We start from the raw sequence: 22,489 nt of genomic DNA, 5'->3' as shown, positions 1-22,489 counted from the left end.
CTCGGACTCCGTCGTGCGACGTCAGTCGCGGGTCAGTTTCCGATGCGTCACCCGGTGAGGCCTGGCCGCTTCCGCACCCAGCCGCTCGACCTTGTTCTTCTCGTAACCTTCGAAGTTGCCCTCGAACCAGAACCACTTCGCCGGGTTCTCCTCGGTACCTTCCCAGGCGAGAATATGGGTCGCGACCCGGTCGAGGAACCACCTGTCGTGCGAGATCACCACGGCGCAACCGGGGAACTGCTCCAGCGCGTTCTCCAGCGACCCGAGCGTTTCGACGTCGAGGTCGTTGGTCGGCTCGTCGAGCAGGATCAGGTTGCCGCCCTGCTTCAGGGTCAGCGCCAGGTTCAGCCGGTTGCGCTCACCGCCCGAGAGCACGCCCGCGGGCTTCTGCTGGTCCGGCCCCTTGAAACCGAACGCGCTCACGTACGCGCGCGACGGCATCTCGGTCTGCCCGACGTGGATGTAGTCCAGCTCGTCGGACACCACCTGCCACACCGTCTTGTTCGGGTCGATGCCCGCGCGCTGCTGGTCCACGTAGGAGAGCTTGACGGTCTCGCCGATCCGCACCTCGCCCGAGTCCGGCTGCTCCAGCCCCACGATCGTCTTGAACAGCGTCGTCTTGCCGACACCGTTGGGGCCGATGACCCCGACGATGCCGTTACGCGGCAGCGTGAACGAAAGGTCGTCGATCAGCAGGCGGTCGTCGAAGCCCTTCCTGAGGTTCTCGACCTCCACGACGACGTTGCCCAGCCTCGGACCCGGCGGGATCTGGATCTCCTCGAAGTCCAGCTTGCGGGTCTTCTCCGCCTCCGCGGCCATCTGCTCGTAGCGTTCGAGCCGTGACCGGGACTTGGTCTGCCTGGCCTTCGCGTTCGAGCGGACCCACTCGAGTTCCTTCGACAGCCGCTTCGCGAGCTTGGCGTCCTTCTTGCCCTGGACCTCCAGCCGTTCCCGCTTCTTCTGCAGGTAGGTGGAGTAGTTGCCCTCGTAGCCCTCGACCCGGCCCCGGTCCAGCTCCATGATCCACTGGGCGACGTTGTCGAGGAAGTACCGGTCGTGCGTGACGGCGAGGACCGCGCCGGGGTAGTTCGCCAGGAACTGCTCCAGCCACAGGACGCTCTCCGCGTCGAGGTGGTTGGTGGGCTCGTCGAGCAGCAGCAGGTCCGGCTTCGACAGCAGGAGCTTGCACAGCGCAACCCGGCGCCGCTCACCACCGGAGAGGTGGGTCACCGGCTCGTCGCCCGGCGGGCAACGCAGCGCGTCCATCGCCTGCTCCAGCTGCGAGTCGAGCTCCCACGCGTCGGCGTGGTCGAGCTCCTCCTGCAGCTTGCCCATCTCCTCCATCAGCTCGTCGCTGTAGTCGGTGGCGAGCAGCTCGGCGATCTCGTTGAACCGGTCGAGCTTCACCTTGATGTCGCCGAGGCCCTCCTCGACGTTGCCGCGCACCGTCTTCTCCTCGTTGAGCGGCGGCTCCTGCTGCAGGATGCCCACGCTCGCACCGGGCTGGAGGAACGCCTCGCCGTTGCTCGGTTGGTCGAGCCCAGCCATGATCTTCAGAACGGTGGACTTACCCGCACCGTTCGGCCCCACCACGCCGATCTTGGCGCCGGGGTAGAACGCGGTGCTGACGTCGTCGAGGATGACCTTGTCCCCGACGGTCTTGCGCACCTTCTTCATGGTGTAGATGAACTCGGCCATACCCCGATCGTAGAGCGAGGCCGAGGCCGCCCTCACCCCGGTCACCGGTGGGTCACCCGGTACGCGAAGGGCGCGTCGGTCAGTCGCGTGGTCCGCCCCGCTGCGCCAACTGCTTCAACATGGCGTTGTAGGCGGTCAACTCCGCGTCACCGGTGCTTTCCTCCCGGCGGTCACGCCGCTTGGCCTCACGCTCGTCGCTTCGCGACCACTGCACGAGCAGGGCGATCATGACGATCAGTACGGGCAGCTCGCCCGACGCCCACGCGATACCGCCACCGATCCGCTGGTCGGTCAACAGGCCGTCCACCCACGGGAGGTCGAGCGAGCGGTAGAAGCTCTCACCGATCACCGTCTGCATGTTCATCAGGATCACCCCGAAGAACGCGTGGAACGGCACGGACGCCAGCAGCAGGCCGAGCCTGCCGAGCGGCGGCAACTGCCGGGGCGCCGGATCGATACCGATGATCGGCCAGAAGAACGTGTAGCCCACGAGCAGGAAGTGCGCGTTCATCGCCACGTGGGCCCAGTGCTGGTCGAGCGCGACGTCGAACAGGCCCGAGTAGTACAGGGCGTAGAACGAACCGACGAAAAGGACCAGCGCGACGATCGGGTTGGTGAGCACCTTCGCGACCGGCGAGTGCACCAGGGCCAGAATCCACTCCCGGGGCCCCGGTGGGCGGTTACGCCCCGCCGGGGGCAGCGCCCGCAGCGCGAGCGTCACCGGACCGCCGAGCACCAGCAGGATCGGCACCAGCATGTTCAGCGTCATGTGCCCGATCATGTGGATGCTGAACATCGCGGGTGAGTAGCGGCCGAGACCGGAGGACGTGGTGAGAAGCAGCACCGCGCACCCGGACAGCCACGCCACCGTGCGCCCAACCGGCCAGGCGTCGCCCCGGCGCCGCAGCCTGCGCACTCCCGCCAGGTAGAGCGCGGCGAGCACGACGGCCGCCGTGCCGTAGACCAGGTCGAAACGCCATTCCGTGAACACGCCGAGCGGGGTGAGTGCGGTGTCGAGGTCGTAGCCGATGAGCAGCTCGGTGGTGGACGGCTGGGCCGCGATCTCCAGGGGCGGCGGCGTGCGGGACAGCGCCGTGGCCAGACCGAACGTCACGAACATGACCAGTACCTCGACGGCGGCCAGCCGCACCAGCGTGCCACCGCCCCTGCCGTCGGCGAGCTCCCGCACGCTGCGCTTCCGGTGCTGATGGCCGAACACGCCGAGCACCGCGATCGCGACGACCTTCGCGAGTACCACCAGCCCGTAGTCGGTGGTGAGGAGCTGGTCGGGGGCCACGCGCACGAGTGCGTTCACCACGCCCGAGACACCCAGCACGATCCAGCAGACCAGCGCCGTCGTGGAGAACCGCGAGGCGGCCAACGGCAGGTGGTCACCCCTGCGCCGGGCGTGCGCCAGCAGGGCGATGAGCCCACCCACCCACAGCGCGGCGCCGACGAGGTGGAACAGCAGGCTGTTGGTGGCCACGTCGTGCGAGCCGCCACTCGCGGAGTGTCCCGTGGCGGCGATCGGCAGCAGCCCGCCGATCGAGACGAAGAACAGCACCGCGGTCCAGCCCCACGACAGCACCAGGCGACAGCCCAGTGCCAGCAGCAACGCGACGCCTGCCGTGATGAGCCAGCCCTTCGGCTGTTCGATGGCCTCGACGTAGTTCAGCAGTACCACGGGATCGAACACGGCCGTGACGGGCTTGCCCGCGCCGTCGGCCGCCGTGAAGAACACCGACGCGACCGCGAAGAGGAACCACACCCACGCCGCCGTTCCCGCTGTCCGCAGGGCGGCGTAACCGTCCACGTCGAGTGTTCCCGACCTCTGGGGCGGCACGAGGAACGCGGCCAGCAGCAGCGAGCCGACGCACACCGCCGCGGACAGGTCGGAACCGACCCGCACGACCATGATCCCGTAGCGGGTGACGTCGCCGGGGTCGGTCAGGCCCGCCACCCCGTAGCTCAGGCCGCCGGTGAGCACGACGATGCCCACCGCGACGGCGACGGCGAGCAGGCCGCCCACGAGCAGGAGCGGTCCCAGGGCCGCACGGCGGCGTTGCCGCCGGGGCGCTGCCCCGCTCTCGGCGCTCACTGTGCTGCTGTCGGGGGCGTCAGGTTCGGCTTCCGCGGACACGCCTTCGAGGGTATGCCCGGTTCACTGAGACTCCCTCAGCGGAGGGCGCCGGATGTGGGACGGCTCGCGCGTTCGGGTTCGCGGCCTTCCCGGAAGGTCCGGGAAGACTTTTCGGGTACGGCGCTGTAGCACATTCGACACACGAAGTGAGCACTCTCGGGCCTTTGGGGACAACTTCCACTCCTCCGGGGCGCCTCCGCGCGGTTGTCCACAGGACCACGTTTCCCCGGCTGACTCCCCACCCACCGAGCGGCCATCGTGGACCGCGACAGCCACCCCGGCCACAGGGCCGGCGTCGAGAGGGGAGAGCACCCGTGAACCACCACCCGCGCCACCGCAGCTTCGCCGAGGCACTCACGAGCACCCGTACCGCCCTGCGGCGTCGTCGTGCGGTCGTGCTCCTGTCCGGACTGGCGTTCACATTGGCGTCGGGCGTCGCACCCGCTGCCGCCACGACTCAGACGGAAGCGGGTACGCCCCGTGGGGAGAGCGCGTGCGAAACGGGTGAGTTCTGCGCGTGGCCGGAGGCCGGCTACGGCGGCGCCATCGTCCGACTCGACCTGCGCAACACCAACCCCGAGGAGTGCAGGCCCCTCCCTGACGGGATGACGGCGCGTTCGTTCAGCAATCTCATCGATCGGCACGTGACCGTCTACCAGGACGCGCAGTGTTCCACGGAGGCGGACTTCAGCACCTATCCCGGGCCCGGCACGTTCGTGCCACGAAGTCCGTACGTGGTGCGGGCGGTGCAGATCTGGAACTGAACTCGCTCCCCGCCATCCGGTCCGAGCCGCGGCGTCACCACGGCAGGGGAACCCGTGTGTGACGGCGTGGGTTCCGGGGCCGCCGCCCGCCCCGACCGCGCGGCCCCGTTCCCGGGACGTCCGACCGCCACCCGACGTCCCGGGAAGCCCACCCGGTCGGTGGCCGGTCTCGCTCACAGCGACGGCCGGTCACCGGCCGGGCACGGGTGACCGGACACAAGCCGCCGAGCCGGGGGCCACGACAGCACGCCGCAAAAGAGATCGTCGTCACCACGGAGGCGGCGGCTGGGAGCCCCAGGGGGCCTTGAAACGTGTTCAAACTGGCCCCCGGACTCGCCGTTACGCCCGACTCCGGGTCCGCTGATCACGATTGTGCTTACCTTGAGCGAAGATTCGGTCACCAGCCCGGGTGAGGGGTGAAACGATTCCCCGGTATCGAGCGATCAGGCAGGTAGCGGCGACTAAGCTGGGTCACGTGCAGTGACCGAGTGCGGTCGCCACAAGCCTCCGTAGCTCAGCTGGATAGAGCAAGAGCCTTCTAATCTCTAGGTCGCAGGTTCGAGTCCTGCCGGGGGCGCAAAGCAGCACGTCAGCACTAGTTTCGAGCAGCAAGGACGACGCTTCGAGTGGCGCACCGTCCATAAACTGGCCATAAACGAACGCGCGTACGGCCGCCCTGCGTGGCCACGTCGATACTCTGACTGGGTACTTCGAGGTCTGGCAGCGCCACAGTGTCGTCGACCCGCGCACGCGAGGATGGTTCCCTGATGAGAGGGCCGTCTGACGGCACCGGCCCCGGACACCGCACACAGTGCCGGGCCGCTCTGTGTGCCCGCTCACGCACTTTCCGCCACTCTCGCGGGTGATTCTCTTCGCGGAGATCGTGCCCCGGTTGACCCACCGGGGGTTTTTCGCGAAGAGGACACGACTCCGCGAACGAGGTGATCCGCGTGCACGTCGACGAACTCGCCGGGAACCCGTGGGCGAACGGATTCAGGAGTATCGGGAGCGGCGTGGCATGTCCCGCCCTGTCCTCGCTGGCTTGGTAGGTCGGTCCCCGACTGGCTGAAGAAGGTGGAGCGTGAGCATCTGCTGCCGCCTCGGCTGGAAATGCTGGTGAAGTTGGCTGACGCGCTTGACCTGCATGAAGTCGCCGCGCTCACCGGAGATCAGGCGGCCACGGTCAGCGCCGCCCGCCGGAAAGGCCACGAGGCCGTGCCCGCGATCCGCGAGACGATCGAAGAGACCGTGCTCGTGGTCGACCGCGAGCAGCACTACGACGTGGACGCTCTGGTCGACCGGGCCGCGTACGCCTGGCGGGTGGGACACACCTCGGCTACACCGCGCGCCGATGTCGGCCGCGTGTTGCCGTCGCTGCCGCGGGATGCACGCCGGGCCGCCCGTGTGCTCACCGGGCCCGACCGCCGTACGGCGAATACCGCGCTCGTCGCCGCGTACGCACTGGCGGAACAGGCGCTCGCGTGGGTGTCCGATTCTGCATTGCTGTGGCTGTCCGCTGACCGGCGCATAACGGCCGCCGAACAGGCCGACGACCCAGCAAGCCTCGCGGCCGCGGCGTGGGTCGTGGGCAACGTGTGGAGGTCGACGGGCCGTGGGAATGAGGCGCTGCGACTCGCGGTCGGCGCGGCCGACGTGCTTGCGCCGTATCTCGATGGCGACGACGACAGCATGCGTGCATTGTGGGGTGCGTGCAGGCTGCACGCGGCGATCACGGCCGCTCGCCTCGGCGGGACGCGTTTCGTTACCTTGACGACGCCGACACGATGGTGCCTCGCCTCCCCAATGACTACGCGCACCCGTGGACGTTGTTCGGCCACCCGAATACCGACCTCACCGGGGCGTCGGTCGCAGTCGACCTCCGTAAGGGCGGAACCGCGCTCGACAAGGCCGAAGCAGTCGGCCCGGACGTGATCCCGTCATGCGATCATCAGGCACGGCTGTGGCTGGAAACCGCACGGGCGTACGCACACAGCAACGCGACTACACCGGCGCGCTTCACACGCTGCAACGCGCCAAGGCGGCGAGCACGGAGTCGACGCGCTGCTGACGCTGCCGGAACCGTCGTGACCCGCGTGCTTACGGAACCGTTGCCCGCTATCGACGACCAACCCACGACTCTGCTCACCCCGGTACCGGACCGGACTTACCACAGTGGCCGGTCTTCGACTGCGACTCACCGCTGCGGGCCGGTGACTGGCGCCTACGGCCGATGCCGTCAGGGTGGGCACCGTTCACGACCGCACTCGGCCGGCGCCTCGTCGACGGACTGCACCGCCTGTAGACCTCCGACCGCCGCGGGCGACCTCTTCCCCTCCGCCTCCTCGCGGCGGCGGACTCCACACAAGAAAAGAACAATCCCGCGCCCAACACCGTGGCCAGGGGCGCCACGCACAACAGCATGCCCATGCTTAACCCGCGTTATACGCGGGCACTCACCAAGAGCGCCACTCGCAGGCACTGACGGAACCGACGAACTGGTCGAGCTTGCCTCGTTCAATGGTCGACACGGTCCTGTCGCCCCAGCACAGCGCGTGTACTCACACTTTCTCCTCGTGTTCAAGGACGGCCTCGCCGGGGGCCATTTCGGTCGGTTGGCTATTCAGTACACCATTCCCCCTGCGTGCTCCCGCACCCGCTGGAGGCACCCGAGAGCCATCGACCGAGCTTTCTCGTTGCCACGGTTGAGGATTCGGCGGACCTCGGCGCGATCGCGTGCTCACTCCGCGCGGGCTTTCCTGATCGGGCGCAGATGTTCGTTGACGCTCCCCGTGACCACCTTCCTGAGCGTGCCCTCGCCGCCGTCACCGATCTCATCGGCGACTTCCAGAGGCGGCCGCCCCTGACAGAGCGCCGCGAGGAGGAGAAAGCTCGACACCTCGGGGCGTCTCTCCGGTTCGGAGGGTGGTCCGCCGTTCCGGATCGGTCTTCGCACGCCTGTTCAAACGGGTCGTTTCGTCTTCGTCGGCAGCGAGCGGTATCGCGTTGTTCCGGCTCTTGCTCATCTTCTGCCCGTCGATCCCGAGTAGGGACGGTGCCTCGCTGAGCAGGGCGTCCGGTTCCGGAAAGAGGTGCCCGTAGCGGTTGTTGAACCTCCGCGCGACCAATCGCGTCATCTCGAGGTGCGGCAATTGGTCCTTGCCGACGGGAACGAGGTTCGCCACACACGCCAGGACGTCGGCGGCCTGGTGCACGGGATAGGCGAACATCAAGCCACTCACCGCGGCCTGCCTGCTCGCGGCGCTCTCTTCCTTCGATGGGGTCGCGGCCGAGTTCCGCGACGGTCACAAAGCTGAGGAACAAAAAGCAGCAGCTGGTTGAGTTCGGGCACCTGGCCGTGAGCGAACACCGTCGCGCGCGGGATCGATGCCGACCGCCCGACAGTCGAGCCCGAGCCCCTCCACGTGCTCGGGGAGGTTCTCCGCGACGTCGCGGTCGGTCAGTACCTGGTGGCCGGCGACGAGCACGAACGTCTCGACGCCGAGCCGTTGTAGCCGCACACGGTGGCGCAGGCTGCCGAAGTAGTGGCCCACGTGCAGCGGCCCGGTGGGACGGTCACCGGTGAGCACTCGGAACCACGCGGGTCCTGGCGATCTCGCGTTCCGGTTCTTCGCTGCGTTGGTGAGCCGCCCGCAGCGACGGTGCGAAGGATTCGGTCATAGCGCGCCTTTCTCGTTCGGTGGGTCGTCCGCCGACCAGGCGCGTCACACGGGGGCTCGCGGGGCCGTTCGCAGATGACCCGTACGCATAGGCGAAGACACCCCATCGTTGTGGACCCACGCAAATACTCCGGATCACTGATTCGGTGAGAGAGGCCAGAACACCTCGGCTCAAGGCCACGCCGCATGTCCCGTCACGTGGTGGCGCCCATGCGAGCACGGTTGTCCGCGTCGAACACGCCCCCCGGGTCACGGCACCCGGCCTGTGCCGGCCCGCCGCTCACTCGGTCGACCGGCCCACTGTTTCGGGACGTGTGGGAAGGTCTCGGACCCGCGCCACCGGACTGCACAGCAGCAGCACGGTGCACGCGGTGAGAGTGCCCGCGATGATCCACATCGTGGTTCGGGGGCCGAGCGACTCACCGAGCGCGCCACCGAGCAGTGCGCCGAGGGGCAGAGTGCCGAAATTGACCACTCGCATGCTCGCCGAGATCCGGCCGATCATGTTGTCCGGGCAGTAGGTCTGCACGAAGGCCGCGCTGATGACGTTCGGGGGCACGATCCCCGCGGTCACCACGACACCACCCACCACGAGGAACACGATGCCGAACCCGGTGTCGGCCAAGGGAACCAGCAAGGCGAACGGCATCGCGATCACTTCACACAGGATGATCGTCCGCGCGGTGCCGAACCGGCGTGACAACGGCGCGGCGACCATCGCACCGAGGACGCCCCCGACACCGATGGCACCGATCAAAATGCCGATGGTGGCGGGTGGAAGTCCGACCGTGCGCGCCAGGAAGACCACGAGAATCGCTTGCAGCGCACCGGAGGCCAGGTTCGAGACGGCCGCATAGAGCGTCAGGGAGCGCAGGTAGCCGTCCGTCCCCACGAAACGGACCCCCTCCCCGATCTCCCTCAGCAATCCCCCTGCTTGCTTGCCGTTCGATTTCTCGGCGCGCAGGTGTTGCTCGGGCACCCGGAGGAAGCGCAGACAGACCGCGGACACGACGAACGTGAAAGCGTCGACGAGCAACACCCCGGCCGCGCCGACCGCTTGGGCGATCACCCCACCGAGGCCGGGCCCCGCCACCTGCGCGGCCTTCTCCGTTCCCTGCAGTCTGCTGTTCGCCGCCGCGAGATCGGCGCCGGGAAGCAGCGCGGGCAGATACGCGTTGTACGCCGTGGAATAGAACACCGCCGCCACACCGCCGACCAGCGCGACGGCGAGAAGGTGCCACACGGTCAGCCAGCCGAACCACCACGCGACCGGTACCGACGCGAACGCCATCGCGGAGACGACGTCGCTGACCAGCATCACGCGCCACCGGGAGATCCGGTCGACCCAGGCCCCCACCACCAGGCCGATCACCAGCCACGGCAGCCAGGCCGCCGCTTGGAGGACGCCGACGAGGAACGTACTGGCGTGGAGCGTGTCCACGGCGATGAGCGGTAGTACGACGACGGTCATCGCGCTGCCGAACTTGCTGGTCGCCTGGCTGGTCCAAAACAGCAGGAAGGTTCGGCTCCGCAGTGTTCGCGGCCCCGTCGCGACGGGAACACCACGCCCGGCATCGGCAGCGGTCCCGGTCATCTGCCGTCCTCCCGATGCCGGGGGAACGCTTGCACCTGGAAGATCACGTCTTCGGCTTCCTCGCCACGACTGTCCCGCGACAGGGCCTCGTACCGTGCGAGCACGGCGGTCACCTCACGGCCCAGTGCCAGGAGTTCGTCCGGCGTCAGCCGCAGCACCCAGTGCCCTATCCCGGCGGCGTCACGCCACGCGTCGTCCCAGTCGCCGTGCAGGAACTCCTCGGCTCGTCGCAGCTGTTGGGCCAGGGTGTGTGACTTCAACCCGACAAGGGACTGACGGGCCTCCGGATCGCCCCGGAAATCGGCGTCTCGCACACTGGTGTAGCGGTGGCAGGCCCGCCACCAGCGTTCCCGTCGGTTACCACGCTCGCCGTCCTCCTCGATGAATCCCGAAGCGGCGAGCTGACGCAGGTGCCAGCTCACGTTCCCGCTGGTCTCACCGACCCGCGCGGCAAGCTTGGTGGCCGTGGCGGGGCCATCCATTCGGAGCAGGTCCAGCAACCGCAGCCGTAGTGGGTGGGCAAGTGCGCGCAGACTCCCCATGTCCAGCCGCTTGGCGTTCGCCTCTTCGGTCACCCGACCAATCTAGAATCCAAAGAACTCTTTGCATAGAGTTCTTTGCAATTGGCCCCCACGGAGCACCTCCATCCCCGCACATGACGACATCCGCGCAACGACCACCACGAACGAACAGTGGAACGACGCGCTATCGAGGCACTCGGCGTCGATCCGAACGCGTAAGCCGCGACGATGCCCGTCGTACCGCTCAGGACTGGCCGGTTTCGCGGGACACCACGGCCATCACCCGTTGCAACAGGGCCTGACCGACCTCGTCACCCAGGCTGGCGCGCAGGTACAGTCCATCGCCGAGCAGCCCGATCACTTCCGCCGTCAACGGGTCGTCGACATACTCGGCAAGCAGTTCCGCCCACATCCTGCTGACCTTGATCATGGTGTGGTTCACGCGGGGCTCGGTTCCCAACAGCCGCAGCGCCGCCATCGCGGCCCGGTGAGCCGGGTTGTCCATACGCGCGTCACTGACGGACGAGAACAGGTAGTACCGCAACGCGCCTTCCGGGGCCGTCCGCGCGTACTCGATGTCGGCGGCGGTGAGCCGCAGTACTCGGTCGAGAAGCCCGTCGAGCAGGGCTTCCTTGGAACCGAAGTGGTAGAGAAGGCCCCCCTTCGACACCTTCGCCCGCGCCGCGACGGCATCGAGCGTCACGGCGGTGGGGCCATGCTCGATCAAGACACCCTCGTAGGCGTCGAGAACCAGCTCACGCGATGACGGCCTGCCCATGCCGCTTGACCATACCGTCCAGACGGTCTAGTTTCGAGCCGGAGGGAAACTACACCGTCTGGACGGTTCAGGGAATTGATCGTGGAGAAGGCCGGGCGCCGCGAGTGGGCCGCGCTCGCCGTGCTGGTACTGCCGGTCCTGCTGATCAGCGTCGACATGACCGTGCTCGGGTTCGCGCTGCCCTATCTCAGCGAGGACCTGGCACCCACCGGCGCCGAGCAGCTGTGGATCGTCGACATCTACTCGTTCGTGCTCGCCGGGCTGCTGGTACTCATGGGCACGCTGGGCGACCGGATCGGCCGCCGCAAACTGCTGCTCAGCGGCGCCGTCGCGTTCGGCGCGGCCTCGGTGCTCGCCGCCTTCGCCCCCACCCCGGCGCTGCTCATCGCCGCGCGAGCGCTGCTCGGCGTCGGCGGTGCGACGCTGATGCCGTCCACACTCTCCCTGCTCCGCAGCATCTTCACCGACCCTGCCCAGCGCAGGCTGGCGATCGCGGTGTGGGGTTCCGGGTTCTCCGGCGGCATGGCACTGGGTCCGGTGCTGGGCGGCTGGCTGCTGGAGCACTTCTGGTGGGGCTCGGTGTTCCTCGTCAACGTGCCGGTGATGCTCGTCCTGCTGGCCGCAGGCCCGTTCCTGTTACCCGAGGCGAAGGACCCGAAGCCAGGCCGCTTCGACGCGCTCTCGGCGGTGCTGTCACTGGCCGCGATGCTGCCCGTCGTCTACGGCATCAAGCGGTTCGCCGAACACGGCCTCGACCCGATCGCCGCGCTCGCGGCGGTCGCCGGGCTGGGAGTCGGCGTGGTCTTCGTGCGAAGGCAGCGCGCGCTGGCCGACCCGATGCTCGACCTCTCGCTGTTCCGTCACCGGGCGTTCAGCGCCTCGGTGCTGACGAACATGCTCGGGGTGTTCTCCCTCGTCGGGTTGCTGTTCCTCGTGCCGCAGTACCTGCAGCTCGTGCTGGGGCTGCGGCCCATGACGGCAGCGTTGTGGCTGCTTCCCACCACCGTGGCCGGGGTCGCGGGTTCCCTTACGGCGGCACGGCTGGCCCGGCGTGTATCGGTGGCGCGTCTGGTGTGTGGCGGTCTGCTGGTCGGAGCGGCCGGGTTCGCGGTGCTCGTCGCGCTGGGAGCCGAGAGTGGGCTCGCCACGCTCACGATCGGCATGGTGCTCGTCGGATTCGGCGTTCCACTGACGGAGACACTCACCAACGACCTCATCATCACCGCCGCGCCCCGTGAACGGGCGGGCGCGGCCTCGGCGATCTCCGAGACGGGCTACGAACTCGGTGGTGCCCTCGGCACGGCGGTGCTGGGCAGCATCGCGACCGCCGTCTACCGCGGCGGCGTGCCCACCGACGCGGGTTCAGCGGCTCGCGAGACCCTCGGTGGCGCCGTCGCCACCGCCTCCGAACTACCGCCGGAGCAGGCCACGTCGCTGCTCGACACGGCACGCGAGTCGTTCGTCCAGGGTATGCACGTGAGCGCGGTGGTCGGAGCACTGCTTCTGACCTACACGGCGGTGCAGGCGCTGGTGCTGTTGCGGCAGCGTTCCACCGGAACCGGCGCACCGGCGATGCCTCACGCCGGCTGAGTGTCCGGCGGTTCCCCGTCGACCGCCGGACACGCCACGGCCCGCTTACAACGCGACGGCCGCCCTGCCGAGGTGGTTGTCCCAGTACGCCCACAGCACGGAGGCCGACGTGCGGTAGACCACGGTGTCGGAGGCCGGGTCGAGCACCAGGTACTGGCCGTTCTCGTAGCCGGCGACGGTCAGGAAGTGGGCCACGTCGTTGCCCGACCACGGCAGGTCCCTCATGTTGCCCGCCATGATCACCGGCCTGCCGCCGCGCACGTGTGCCAGCGCGGTGTCGAAGTTCCACAGCACGGTGGCCTGCACGCCGTTGGCGGCCAGTGCTCTACGGACGTCGGACTCGCTGGTGCCGAACTCGTTCGGGTTGTTCCAGGTGGGGTCGTAACCCATGTCGGCCCTCGCCCGGTTGATCGCCGCGACCGGGTACGACGGGTCCCACGACCTCGGTGTCACTCCCAGGGCCAGCAGGGCCGTGACCACACTGGTGGGCCCGCAGTCCTCACCCTGGTTGGGCTGTCCCTGGAACTGCGAGATCGGCACCAGGCGGCCGTCCGAACCACCGTCGTCACCGCAGTCCGGCACACCCGGGATGCGGTGGTCGTGGCCGGTGGCCATGTACGCGTCGGCGACGTATCCGCCGAGGCTGGGTACGTAGTCCCACAGGTCGCTGGTGAACCCGTAGGTGTTGGTCACCGCGTCACCCTGGGCCTGGCACGAGATGTCCACCACCGTGCCGTCCCACACCAGACCCACCACGGAGCTCGCCGTGGTTGGTCCACTTCGGACGTTGAGTCCGTCGCCGTCGGTGTTGCCGACGGTCGCGGTCGCCGCCGACGCGAGCCCGCCGGTACCGACGAGCGTGGCGGCGAGCACCGCGAACACCAGCAGCAGCCGGACCGGCAACGACCGTGCTCTCGACACGTTCTTCCCAGGTGTTGTCACAAAGCCCTCCCCGTTGTCGGGTCCCCGGTGCGGTGTGGCACGGGTGCGTCCCCCGGCAGACCCGCACCACCGTGCTGCCTGGTTGTACGTGCGCACACGCGGGGAGGGAACCGACGAACGGTGCAACGCCGGAAAGAGCTTTGGAAGTGGGAGCTACCGGTGAACGCGCTGCGGCACGTTCCACGGGTTGTCGTCACGCAGTGGTTCCGGCAGCAGCGAGGGAGGCCAGTTCTGGTAGCTCACCGGGCGGAGGAACCGCTCGATGGCCGCCGTGCCCACCGACGTGGTCGCAGGCGCGGTCGTGGCGGGGAACGGGCCGCCGTGTTGCATGGCGGGTGTCACCGAAACCCCTGTGGGCCAGCCGTTCCACAGCACCCGGCCGCTACGGTCCACACAGGCCACCACGAGGTCGGACAGGCTCGCGGCCTCGTCGTCCTCGGCGTGCACGGTGGTGGTCAGCTGCCCCGGCAGTCCCCGGACGACGGGCGCGACGTCGGCGAGTCGGGAGTACGTCACCACGAGCCCGAAGGGTCCGAAACACTCCTCCGCCGAGGCGGAATCGCCCGCGAAGGTCTCCAAATCGGTGGTCACCAGGCGGGGCGCGAGCGAGGTGGTGTCCTCGGGCCACACGAGCTTCGTCACTCCCGGGCGCTCGCCGAGCCGGGCCGCCGTCCGCAGGAATCCGGTGCTGATGCGGTCGTTCAGCATCGGGGCGGCGGCGACCTCCCGCAGGGCGGCGGTGACGAGACCGAGCAGCTCGCTGCCCTCCGGCACGAACAGCAGGCCCGGGTTGGTGCAGAACTGCCCGGATCCCTGGGTCAGCGATCCGACGTAGCCCTGCGCGATCTCCGCCGCCCGAGCTCGCGCCGCGCCGGGCGTGACCACGACCGGGTTGCTGCTGCCGAGCTCACCGAAGAACGGGATGGGCTCGGGCCGCTCGGCCGCGATCTTCGCGAGTGCGAGCCCGCCGGTGACCGAACCGGTGAACGCGGCGGCCCGGATCTCGGCGCTGCGCAACGCCTCCACACCGGCCTGTTCCCCTTCGATCAGCGTGAACACGCCGGGCCGGTCGAGCGCGGTGCTCACCAGCTCGGCCGTGCGCCGGGACAGCTCCGGGTGCCCGGGATGCGCCTTGAGGACGACGGGACAACCCGCTGCCAGCGCCGACGCGGTGTCCCCGCCCGCCACGCTGAAGGCGAACGGGAAGTTGCTCGCCGCGAACACCAGTGTCGGGCCGAGCGGCACGCGGTAGCGTCGCAGCTCCGGGCGTGGGCCGGTGGGCCAGTCCGGATCCGCCCGGTCGATACGCACGTCGAGGAACTCCCCCGCCGCGGCGACCTCCGAGAACAGCCGCAACTGGAACACCGTGCGGGTCAGTTCGCCGTTCAGCCGGACGCTGCCGAGCCGGGTTTCCGCGTCGGCCAGCTTCACCAGCTCGTCGCGGTGCTCCTCCAGCGCGTCGGCCACCGCGGCGAGCGCCTCGGCGCGCTCGGACGGTGAGGTCCGGGCCCAACCGTGGGCGACGCGGGCCGCCTCGGTCACGGCGATGCTCACCGCACTGCTGTCGGCATGGTGTGTCACGTCAGGTCCCTTCTCGGTCTGTGGTGGGCAGCTCGGCGAGATCACCGATCCGCACGGGCGCCGCGAGAGGGCGCTTCACCGCGCCCGAGGTGGCGTGTCCCGCGCTCTGCCCGGTGTCCGATGTGGAGAGGCATCCGGCCGCGAATCCGCAGATGCGGCCCTGACACCAACCCATCCCGGTGCGGGTGAACGACTTGAGCCCGCGCGCGTCGTCAGCGCCGAGCTCGGTCCTGGCCTGCCGCACCCGCTCGTACGGCACCTCCTCGCACCGGCAGACGAGTGTGTCCGGCGTCAGCCACGACTCCCATCCGGCGGGCACGGGATGTGCGGTGTGCATGGCGGCGGCGAAGTCGCGGTGTCGTCGGATGTCGCGTACGAGCGCGGCGTCCGGGCTCGGCGCTCCGGCCGCGGAGGCGCCCGCGACGGTGCCCTCGGCCACGGCGAGCAGCGCGCCGCCCACCCCGGTGAGTTCACCGGCCAGGAACAGTCCGGGCACGTCGGTGGCCTGCCGGTCGTCGACCACGCCCACGAGGCTGCCGTCCACGTCGACGCGCGTGCGCGCGCCCAGCGCCGTCGCCAGTTCCAGTTGCGGGGTGAAGCCCCAGCCGAAACCCACGACGTCGACGTCCGTCAGGACGGTGTCGCGGCCGGGCAGGACCCGCCCCGCCGCGTCCACGCGAGAAAGCCGGACGCCGGTCACGCGCTCACTCCCCAGCACCTCGGTGACGACGGTGCGCGTGCGCCACCGGATGCGGTGCCGGGCGAACGTCGCCGCGTACTCGGCGGCCTCGCCCAGTTTCGCCGGTGAACGCACGGCGCTTCGCAGGTGGGGAAGCCACCCGGTGAGCGACGCCGACTCGCAGACGGCGGCCACCGTCGCTCCCGCCCGCGCGACCGAGGCGGCCACCGGAAGCAGGAACGGTCCCGTGCCCGCCACGACGACCCGGCGACCCGGTGAGACGCCGTTCGCCTTGACGAAGGCCTGCACTCCCCCCGCCGACATGACGCCGGGGAGGTCCCAGCCCGGTACCGGGAGCTGCCGGTCGTAGGCGCCGGTGCACAACACCAGCCGGTCGCACTCCAGCACGTCGGTGCCGCGTCCGTGTGCCGCCGTCGTCGGTGTCGTCCGCACCTCGAATCCGGTGCCTTTCCGCGAGACCATCCACACCTGCCTGCCGGGCCGGTAGGTCACCGCTTCCCGCGCGACCGCGGCGTCGAAACGGCTCCGCAGTCGCGTGTACACCGGCCACGCGTGCTGGCCCCGCCCGTCGTAGCCGGGACGCGCCACCTCGTTCGGGTGCCGCCAGAACTGTCCGCCGGGCTGTTCGCCCGCGTCCACCACGACGACCTTCCGGCCGCGCTCGACGGCGGCGACGGCCGCGGCGAGTCCCGCCGGACCGGCGCCGACCACGACGACCTCGCTGCGTGTCGTGCTCGCCGCGCTCACGAGTCCACCGCCGTGGAGACCCGCATCCCGTCGGCCACCTGCACGCAACACGCTCGCTGGCCCGGCTCCCCGTCCACGGTCACCAGGCAGTCGAAGCAGACACCGATGCCGCAGAACAGCCCGCGTGGCCGTCCACCGACCCGCGTGCTGCGCCAGGCCGTGATCCCGTTCATCACCAGCGCCGCGCCGAGCGTCTGCCCGGCCTGCGCGCGAAGCGGCCTGCCGTCCACGGTCAGTTCGAGGTCGCGCTCGCTCATGCGTCACCGTCCTCCGTCGTGCCGAAGCCCTCTGTCGCACCGAAGCGCTGTGGCGCGAAAGGCTCCAGGTCCAGCTCAGTCGGTTTGCCCGTCAGTGCCTGCGCGAGGAGTTTGCCGGTGCCGACGGACAGTCCGACGCCCGCGCCCTCGTGCCCGCACGCGTGCCACAGACCCGGCGCGCGAGGGTCGGGGCCGATGACCGGCAGGTGGTCGGGCGAGTAGGGCCGGAAGCCGTGGTAGTGACGCAGCGCCCGCACCTCGGCCAGGAACGGGAACAGCGCCACGGCGTTGCGCGCCAGCGTCCGCAGGGCATCGGCGCTGGGAGTGCGGTCGAACCCGACCCGTTCCCGGGTCGAGCCGATGAGAACGGTGCCGCCCGGTGTTCCCTCCACCACCGCGGAGGCCTGCAGGCCCGCGTCGGAGCTGCCGACGTTGTCGACGTACTCGGCGGCGTACACCTTGTGCCGCACGGTCGGTGGCAACGGCTCGGTGACCAGCACGAACCCCCGTCGCGGTTCCACGGGCACCCGTACCCCGGCCAGTGCGGCGATCTCGGCCGCCCACGGACCCGCCGCGTTCACCACCGCACCGCAGCCGAGATCGCCCGCGGTGGTGCGCACCCCGCACACGCGGCCGTCACGCCGCACCAGCCCCGTCACCGTGGCCTTCGTGACCAGCCGGGCGCCGTGCTCACGCGCCAGCCGCACGAGGTGGGCGGCGACGAGCATGGGCTGCACCTGGCAGTCGTCCGGGTAGTACGCGGCGCCCAGCGCGTGCGGCGTCACCTCGGGCTCCGCCTCCCGCAGCGCATCACCGTCGAGCCGCTCCACGGTGATGCCGTGTTCCCGCTGGGAGGCCACCAACCGCTCCAGCGAGGCGAGGCTCGACTCCCGCGACGCCACGATCACGCCGCCCTTCGGCTCGAACTCCCACAGGTGCGCGAACTCCGCGAGGTCGTCGCGCCACACACCGAGGGAGTACCGGGCCAGTTCCAGTTCCGGGCCGAGCTCCTTGTCGGAGATGAGAACGTTGCCCTCGCCCGACGACGAGGTTCCCGAGGCGGGCCCCGCCCGGTCGACGACCGTCACCGACAGCCCCTGCCGGGCCGCGAAGAAGGCCACCGCCGAGCCGACGACGCCCGCGCCGATCACCACGACGTCCGCGGCCGTGCTCGTGGGTGCGTTCATCCGCGCACTTCGCTTCCTATCCTTCGTCGGTCTCGGCCGAGTCGTATCCGGTGGCCCACAACCCTCGTGCGTGCCCGATGTGCCGCCGCATGAGCTCGAACGTCGCCTTCGCGTCGCCCGCCTCCATGTGGTCGAGCAACTCGTGGTGCTCGCGGGCCGAGCCGTCGAGCAGGCCCTGCCGCATGAGGGACTTCAGGCCGTACATCCGCGTGCGCATGCGCAGGCTCGTGGCGAGCGCCACCAGCTGGTCGTTGCCGGTGTGGCTCAGCAACCGGGCGTGGAACTCGCGGTCGGTCACCAGGTACCGCGCGAGGTCCTTGTCCCTCGCCGCGTCGACGATCCGCTGCGCCAGCTCGCGCAGCTCCACGAAGCCGCCCTCCGGCACCCGCCCGACGACGTCGGCCACGGCGGGCGGCTCCAACAGCAACCGGACCTCCGTGAGGTCGTCCAGTTCCTTGTCGCTGACGCCGCGAATCCGGAAGCCCTTGTTCTTGACGGTCTCCACGAGACCGTCCTGCGCGAGTTCCACCATGGCCTCGCGGACCGGTGTCGGCGACACCCCGAACGCCTTGCCCAGGGCGGGCGCCGAGTACACCTCGCCCTCCTCCATCTCACCGGAGATGATCGCCGCGCGAAGCTGCTCGATCACCGTCTCCCGGAGGCTCGCGTGGCGGTTCAACGGGGGCAGGTTCGGTGTGGTGCTCATGTGTCTCCTCGAGAGCGGATGGACACCAGCATCATCCTGGCCCGTCGCACCTCCACGAACGGGTGGGTGCGACGGGTCCGCCGACGAACGCGGCCGGGTGACCTCACAGCAGGAACCCCGCCGGGAACGGGTCGTCCGGGTCGAGGAAGTACTGTGCGGTACCGGTCAGCCACGCACGTCCCGTCACCGTGGGGACGACCGCGGGCCTGCCGCCGACCGTCGTCTCCTCGACCAGCCGGCCCACGAACCGGGTTCCGATGAACGACTCGTTCACGAAGTCGGTTCCCAGCGCCAGTTCCCCGCGTCCGTGCAGCTGCGCCATCCGGGCGCTCGTGCCCGTTCCGCACGGCGAACGGTCGAACCAGCCGGGCGCGATGGCCATCGCGTGCCGTGACACCGCCGCGGTGGATCCCGGAGCCGCGAGGTAGACGTGGTGGCAGCCCCGGATGTCCTGCCGCTCCGGGTGCACCGGCTCGTCGGTGGCGTTGATCGCCTCCATGATCGCCAACCCGGCGCGCAGCAGGGCGTCCTTGTTGTCCCGGCTGAACTCCAGGCCCAGCTCCGAGACCTCCACGACGGCGTAGAAGTTGCCGCCGAACGCGAGGTCGTAGCGCACACTGCCGACGCTCGCGACGTCCACCGTCGCATCCAGCCGGTCCACGAAGGACGCCACGTTGCGGATCGTGACCGACTCCGCGTGGCCGTCGCGCACCGCCACCTCCGCGTGCACGAGCCCGGCGGGCGTGTCGAGGCGCACCGTGGTGACCGGCTCGACGACCTCCACCATGCCCGTCTCCACGAGCACCGTGGCCACTCCCATGGTGCCGTGCCCACACATCGGCAGCAGGCCGGAGACCTCGATGAACAACACGCCGAAATCCGCGTCCGGCCGGGTCGGCGGTTGCAGGATCGCCCCGCTCATCGCACTGTGCCCGCGCGGCTCGTACATCAGCAGGGTGCGGACGTGGTCGCTGTTCTCACGGAACCACAGCCTGCGCTCGGCCATCGTGTCACCGGGGATGGGAGGCACTCCCCCGGTGACCACACGCGTCGGCATCCCCTCCGTGTGGGAGTCGACGACGTGGAAGATGCGCTTGCTCCTCATCGTGGCGTCCCCGTTCTCAGCGGTAGCCCTTGGCGAGCGCGGCCTCGGTGTCGCGGACCACGCGCTCGTGGATCTCCGGTGCCAACGGGCCGCGCGGGGGACGGCACGCACCACCGCGGAGCCCGGCGACGTCCATCGACAGCTTGATGCACTGCACGAACTCCGTCTTGCTGTCCCAGCGCAGCAACGAGTGCAGGTCGCGGTAGAGCTCCATGGCCTTCGGCAGGTCGGCCACGTCACCCGAGGTCGCCAGACGGTACAACTCCACAGTGGACCTCGGGATGGCGTTGGGGTAGCCCGCCACCCAACCCACGGCACCGGCCATCGCCGTCTCCAGCAGCGTGTCGTCGGTGCCGATGAGGATGTCCACCTCGGGGGCCAGTTCGCGGATCTCGTAGCAACGGCGGACGTCACCGGTGAACTCCTTGACACCGACGAGCAGTCCCTCCTCGCCGAGGCGCGCGATCAACGCGGGCGTGAGGTCGACCTTGGTGTCGATGGGGTTGTTGTAGCCGACGACCGGCAGGCCCACCTTGTTCGCATGGCGGAAATGGTCGACGACCTCGTCGGTGTTCGCGCGGTAGGCGTTGGGCGGCAGCAGCATCAGCGCCTTCGCTCCCGCCTCGGCGGCCTGCTCGGCCCAGTGCGCGACCTGGAGACCACCGTAGGCGCCGACTCCGGCCATGACGGTGAACCCCTCGGGCGCGGCCTGCACGGCGGTCTCCACGACCTTCGCGCGCTCCGCCTCCCCGAGCGTCTGGTACTCACCCAGCGAGCCGTTCACCGCCACGCCGTCGCAGCCGTTGTCGGCGAGGAAGCGGACGTGCTCGGCGAACGCGTCGTAGTCGACACTCAGATCGTCGGTGAAGGGCAGCGCCGTCGCCACCAGAACACCATGCCAGGGCTTGCGAGCTTCGGACATGAACGATCCTTCCCACCTGTCACGACCCGGGACCGGGTCCGCAAACAAAGTACCATGTGACATTTTACTGCGCCAGCTCCTCCGGACCGGTGGCCGACCGCCCCGGCGGCGCCGTATCCGTCGCCCGCTCCGGCTGAGCCTCCTCCGCCCAGAAGTCGGCACCCGTGATGCCGAGCGACACCGGATCGAACCGCGGATCGAGCCCCTGCCCGCGCTGCGCGTCGTAGTCCCGCGCCACCTTGCGCACCACCGGCGACAACAACAGCAGGCAGACCATGTTCAGCCAGCCGAGAGAGCCGTAACCGATGTCTCCGATCGTCCAGATCACGTCGGCCGACTCCACCGCGCCGTAGAACGTGATGGCCAGCATGCCGATCTTCAGACCCTGCGACGCCCACCCCACGGCCCTGCCGCCCAGCAGGTACAGCAGGTTGGTGGAGGCGATGTAGTAGAACGCGATCAGCGTGGTGAAAGCGAAGAAGAACAGCGCGACAGCCACGAAACCGGGTCCGAAGCCGGGCGCCACGGTGTCGACGGCGTGCTGGGTGTACTCCGGTCCGGCGGCGAGGCCCGGCACGTTGGTCATGAGCTCCGCGCCGTCGCCTCCGACGACGTTGTAGGAACCCGTCACCACGATCATCACCCCGGTGGCCGTGCAAACGAGCAGCGTGTCGACGAAGATCGAGAACGCCTGGACCAGACCCTGCTTCACCGGGTGCGACACCGCTGAGGCCGCGGCCCCGAAAGTGCCCTCCCCGACACCGGCCACGTTCGAGAAGACCGCTCGCCTCACCCCCCACGCGACGGCGGCGCCCACGATCCCGCCGAACACCTGGTGAGCGCCGAACGCGCTGCCGACGATGAGGCCGAGCGTCGGGACGACGCTGTCGAGGTTCAGCAGGAGGATGACGAAGGTGGCGAGCAGGTAACCCACCGCCATGATCGGGACCATGACCTGCGCCGCGCCGACGATGCGCCGGGTTCCACCCAGGACGACGAACGCGAACAGGCCCGTGACCACGATCGCGGTGACCCAGCCCGGGACCCCGAAGGCGCCTTCGACACTCGCGGCGATGTTGTTCGACTGCACACCGGGGAACACGAACCCGTAGCCCACGAAGGTCACGAGCGCCAACACCACGGCGAGCCACTTCAGCTTGAGTCCGTGCTCCACGTAGAACGGAATGCCGCCGCGATGCTCCCCGGCGACCCTGCGTTTGTAGACCTGCGCGAGCACGGTCTCGGCGAAGGCGGCGGCCGAGCCCAGCAGGGCACACAGGGCCATCCACACGAGCGCGCCGGGACCGCCTGCCGCGATGGCCGTGGCGACACCCGCGATGTTGCCCACCCCCACGCGACTCGACAGGGTCAGCAGCAGCGCCTGCAGCGGGGAGATGCCCTCCTCCGACGTCTTTCCGGCGGTGATCTCCCTGAGCATGTCGGGAAGGCGCCGGAACTGCACCCCGACGGTCAGCACGGTGAAGAACAGGCCCACGGCCAGCGCGAAGTACGCCATGGGATTCCAGATGCTGTCGCTGATCGCGACGAGCGTGTCCATCGGAGCTCCTTTGCACGCGGAT

19 protein-coding genes and 1 tRNA gene are annotated in these 22,489 nt (G+C 69.5%); 4 read left to right on the top strand and 16 right to left on the bottom strand.

What is annotated here, in order from left to right; all coding sequences use genetic code 11:
* Window positions 1-21: 21 nt before the first annotated feature.
* Both ettA and SACCYDRAFT_RS06875 read right to left on the bottom strand, forming a co-directional pair.
* A complete protein-coding gene (gene ettA / locus SACCYDRAFT_RS06880; protein WP_043537114.1) occupies window positions 22-1,698 on the bottom strand; it encodes an energy-dependent translational throttle protein EttA in 1,677 nt (558 codons plus the stop codon).
* 79 nt (window positions 1,699-1,777) lie between these two features.
* A complete protein-coding gene (locus SACCYDRAFT_RS06875; protein ID WP_043537112.1) occupies window positions 1,778-3,745 on the bottom strand; it encodes a cytochrome c oxidase assembly protein in 1,968 nt (655 codons plus the stop codon).
* Between the two features lie 407 nt (window positions 3,746-4,152).
* Here SACCYDRAFT_RS06875 and SACCYDRAFT_RS06870 point away from each other — a divergent pair, with 407 nt between their 5' ends.
* The 3 genes from SACCYDRAFT_RS06870 to SACCYDRAFT_RS06860 all read left to right on the top strand — a co-directional run bounded on the left by SACCYDRAFT_RS06870 (window position 4,153) and on the right by SACCYDRAFT_RS06860 (window position 6,534).
* Window positions 4,153-4,602, top strand: coding sequence for a peptidase inhibitor family I36 protein (locus tag SACCYDRAFT_RS06870; protein WP_005454784.1), 450 nt, complete (start codon window positions 4,153-4,155; stop codon window positions 4,600-4,602).
* Window positions 4,603-5,105: 503 nt separating this feature from the next.
* A tRNA-Arg gene (locus tag SACCYDRAFT_RS06865) sits at window positions 5,106-5,179 on the top strand.
* Window positions 5,180-5,676: 497 nt separating this feature from the next.
* Window positions 5,677-6,534, top strand: a complete 858-nt coding sequence (locus tag SACCYDRAFT_RS06860; RefSeq protein ID WP_232283787.1) for a hypothetical protein — start codon at window positions 5,677-5,679, stop codon at window positions 6,532-6,534.
* An 899-nt stretch (window positions 6,535-7,433) separates the two neighbouring features.
* Here SACCYDRAFT_RS06860 and SACCYDRAFT_RS26785 read toward each other — a convergent pair.
* The 5 genes from SACCYDRAFT_RS26785 to SACCYDRAFT_RS06840 form a co-directional block, all read right to left on the bottom strand.
* Window positions 7,434-7,829 carry a tryptophan--tRNA ligase gene (locus SACCYDRAFT_RS26785; protein ID WP_232283834.1) on the bottom strand — a complete coding sequence of 132 codons (396 nt, stop codon included), beginning with the start codon at window positions 7,827-7,829 and terminating at the stop codon, window positions 7,434-7,436.
* Between the two features lie 75 nt (window positions 7,830-7,904).
* Window positions 7,905-8,153 carry a hypothetical protein gene (locus SACCYDRAFT_RS26780; protein ID WP_232283833.1) on the bottom strand — a complete coding sequence of 83 codons (249 nt, stop codon included), beginning with the start codon at window positions 8,151-8,153 and terminating at the stop codon, window positions 7,905-7,907.
* Window positions 8,154-8,559: 406 nt separating this feature from the next.
* Window positions 8,560-9,873 (bottom strand): MFS transporter, encoded by a 1,314-nt coding sequence (locus tag SACCYDRAFT_RS06850; protein WP_005454778.1) that lies wholly within the window; start codon window positions 9,871-9,873, stop codon window positions 8,560-8,562.
* Window positions 9,870-10,448 carry a winged helix-turn-helix domain-containing protein gene (locus SACCYDRAFT_RS06845; protein WP_005454777.1) on the bottom strand — a complete coding sequence of 193 codons (579 nt, stop codon included), beginning with the start codon at window positions 10,446-10,448 and terminating at the stop codon, window positions 9,870-9,872. Before SACCYDRAFT_RS06845 ends, SACCYDRAFT_RS06850 begins: the two co-directional genes overlap by 4 nt.
* Window positions 10,449-10,638: 190 nt before the next feature.
* Entirely contained in the window at window positions 10,639-11,172 is a 534-nt protein-coding gene (locus tag SACCYDRAFT_RS06840) for a TetR/AcrR family transcriptional regulator (RefSeq protein WP_005454776.1), read from the bottom strand.
* Between the two features lie 81 nt (window positions 11,173-11,253).
* Here SACCYDRAFT_RS06840 and SACCYDRAFT_RS06835 point away from each other — a divergent pair, with 81 nt between their 5' ends.
* Window positions 11,254-12,762, top strand: coding sequence for an MFS transporter (locus tag SACCYDRAFT_RS06835; protein ID WP_005454775.1), 1,509 nt, complete (start codon window positions 11,254-11,256; stop codon window positions 12,760-12,762).
* 45 nt (window positions 12,763-12,807) lie between these two features.
* Here the strand turns inward: SACCYDRAFT_RS06835 and SACCYDRAFT_RS06830 are convergent, their stop codons facing one another.
* The 9 genes from SACCYDRAFT_RS06830 to SACCYDRAFT_RS06790 form a co-directional block, all read right to left on the bottom strand.
* On the bottom strand, window positions 12,808-13,704 hold the full coding sequence (locus SACCYDRAFT_RS06830) for a C39 family peptidase (RefSeq protein ID WP_005454774.1): 897 nt from the start codon (window positions 13,702-13,704) through the stop codon (window positions 12,808-12,810).
* A 153-nt stretch (window positions 13,705-13,857) separates the two neighbouring features.
* Complete coding sequence (locus tag SACCYDRAFT_RS06825; RefSeq protein WP_005454773.1) at window positions 13,858-15,285, bottom strand: aldehyde dehydrogenase (NADP(+)); 1,428 nt, start codon at window positions 15,283-15,285, stop codon at window positions 13,858-13,860.
* 1 nt (window position 15,286) lies between these two features.
* The gene (locus SACCYDRAFT_RS06820; protein ID WP_043536230.1) at window positions 15,287-16,732 is read right to left on the bottom strand and encodes an FAD-dependent oxidoreductase; all 1,446 of its coding nucleotides are present in this window, start codon (window positions 16,730-16,732) and stop codon (window positions 15,287-15,289) included.
* On the bottom strand, window positions 16,729-16,989 hold the full coding sequence (locus SACCYDRAFT_RS06815) for a (2Fe-2S)-binding protein (RefSeq protein WP_005454771.1): 261 nt from the start codon (window positions 16,987-16,989) through the stop codon (window positions 16,729-16,731). Before SACCYDRAFT_RS06815 ends, SACCYDRAFT_RS06820 begins: the two co-directional genes overlap by 4 nt.
* Window positions 16,986-18,176 carry an NAD(P)/FAD-dependent oxidoreductase gene (locus SACCYDRAFT_RS06810; RefSeq protein WP_005454770.1) on the bottom strand — a complete coding sequence of 397 codons (1,191 nt, stop codon included), beginning with the start codon at window positions 18,174-18,176 and terminating at the stop codon, window positions 16,986-16,988. The genes SACCYDRAFT_RS06815 and SACCYDRAFT_RS06810 overlap by 4 nt, the downstream gene beginning before the upstream one ends.
* A 16-nt stretch (window positions 18,177-18,192) precedes the next feature.
* The gene (locus SACCYDRAFT_RS06805; protein WP_005454769.1) at window positions 18,193-18,882 is read right to left on the bottom strand and encodes a GntR family transcriptional regulator; all 690 of its coding nucleotides are present in this window, start codon (window positions 18,880-18,882) and stop codon (window positions 18,193-18,195) included.
* Between the two features lie 103 nt (window positions 18,883-18,985).
* Entirely contained in the window at window positions 18,986-19,987 is a 1,002-nt protein-coding gene (locus SACCYDRAFT_RS06800) for a proline racemase family protein (protein WP_005454768.1), read from the bottom strand.
* A gap of 16 nt (window positions 19,988-20,003) precedes the next feature.
* Window positions 20,004-20,909, bottom strand: coding sequence for a dihydrodipicolinate synthase family protein (locus tag SACCYDRAFT_RS06795; RefSeq protein WP_005454766.1), 906 nt, complete (start codon window positions 20,907-20,909; stop codon window positions 20,004-20,006).
* Window positions 20,910-20,973: 64 nt separating this feature from the next.
* A complete protein-coding gene (locus tag SACCYDRAFT_RS06790) occupies window positions 20,974-22,467 on the bottom strand; it encodes an alanine/glycine:cation symporter family protein (protein ID WP_005454765.1) in 1,494 nt (497 codons plus the stop codon).
* Between the last annotated feature and the right edge of the window lie 22 nt (window positions 22,468-22,489).

The organism is Saccharomonospora cyanea NA-134 (assembly GCF_000244975.1).
In the GTDB taxonomy this organism is placed as follows: domain Bacteria; phylum Actinomycetota; class Actinomycetes; order Mycobacteriales; family Pseudonocardiaceae; genus Saccharomonospora; species Saccharomonospora cyanea.
Note: the sequence above shows the minus strand (reverse complement) of the source record. Positions and strands in the feature narration are given on the sequence as shown.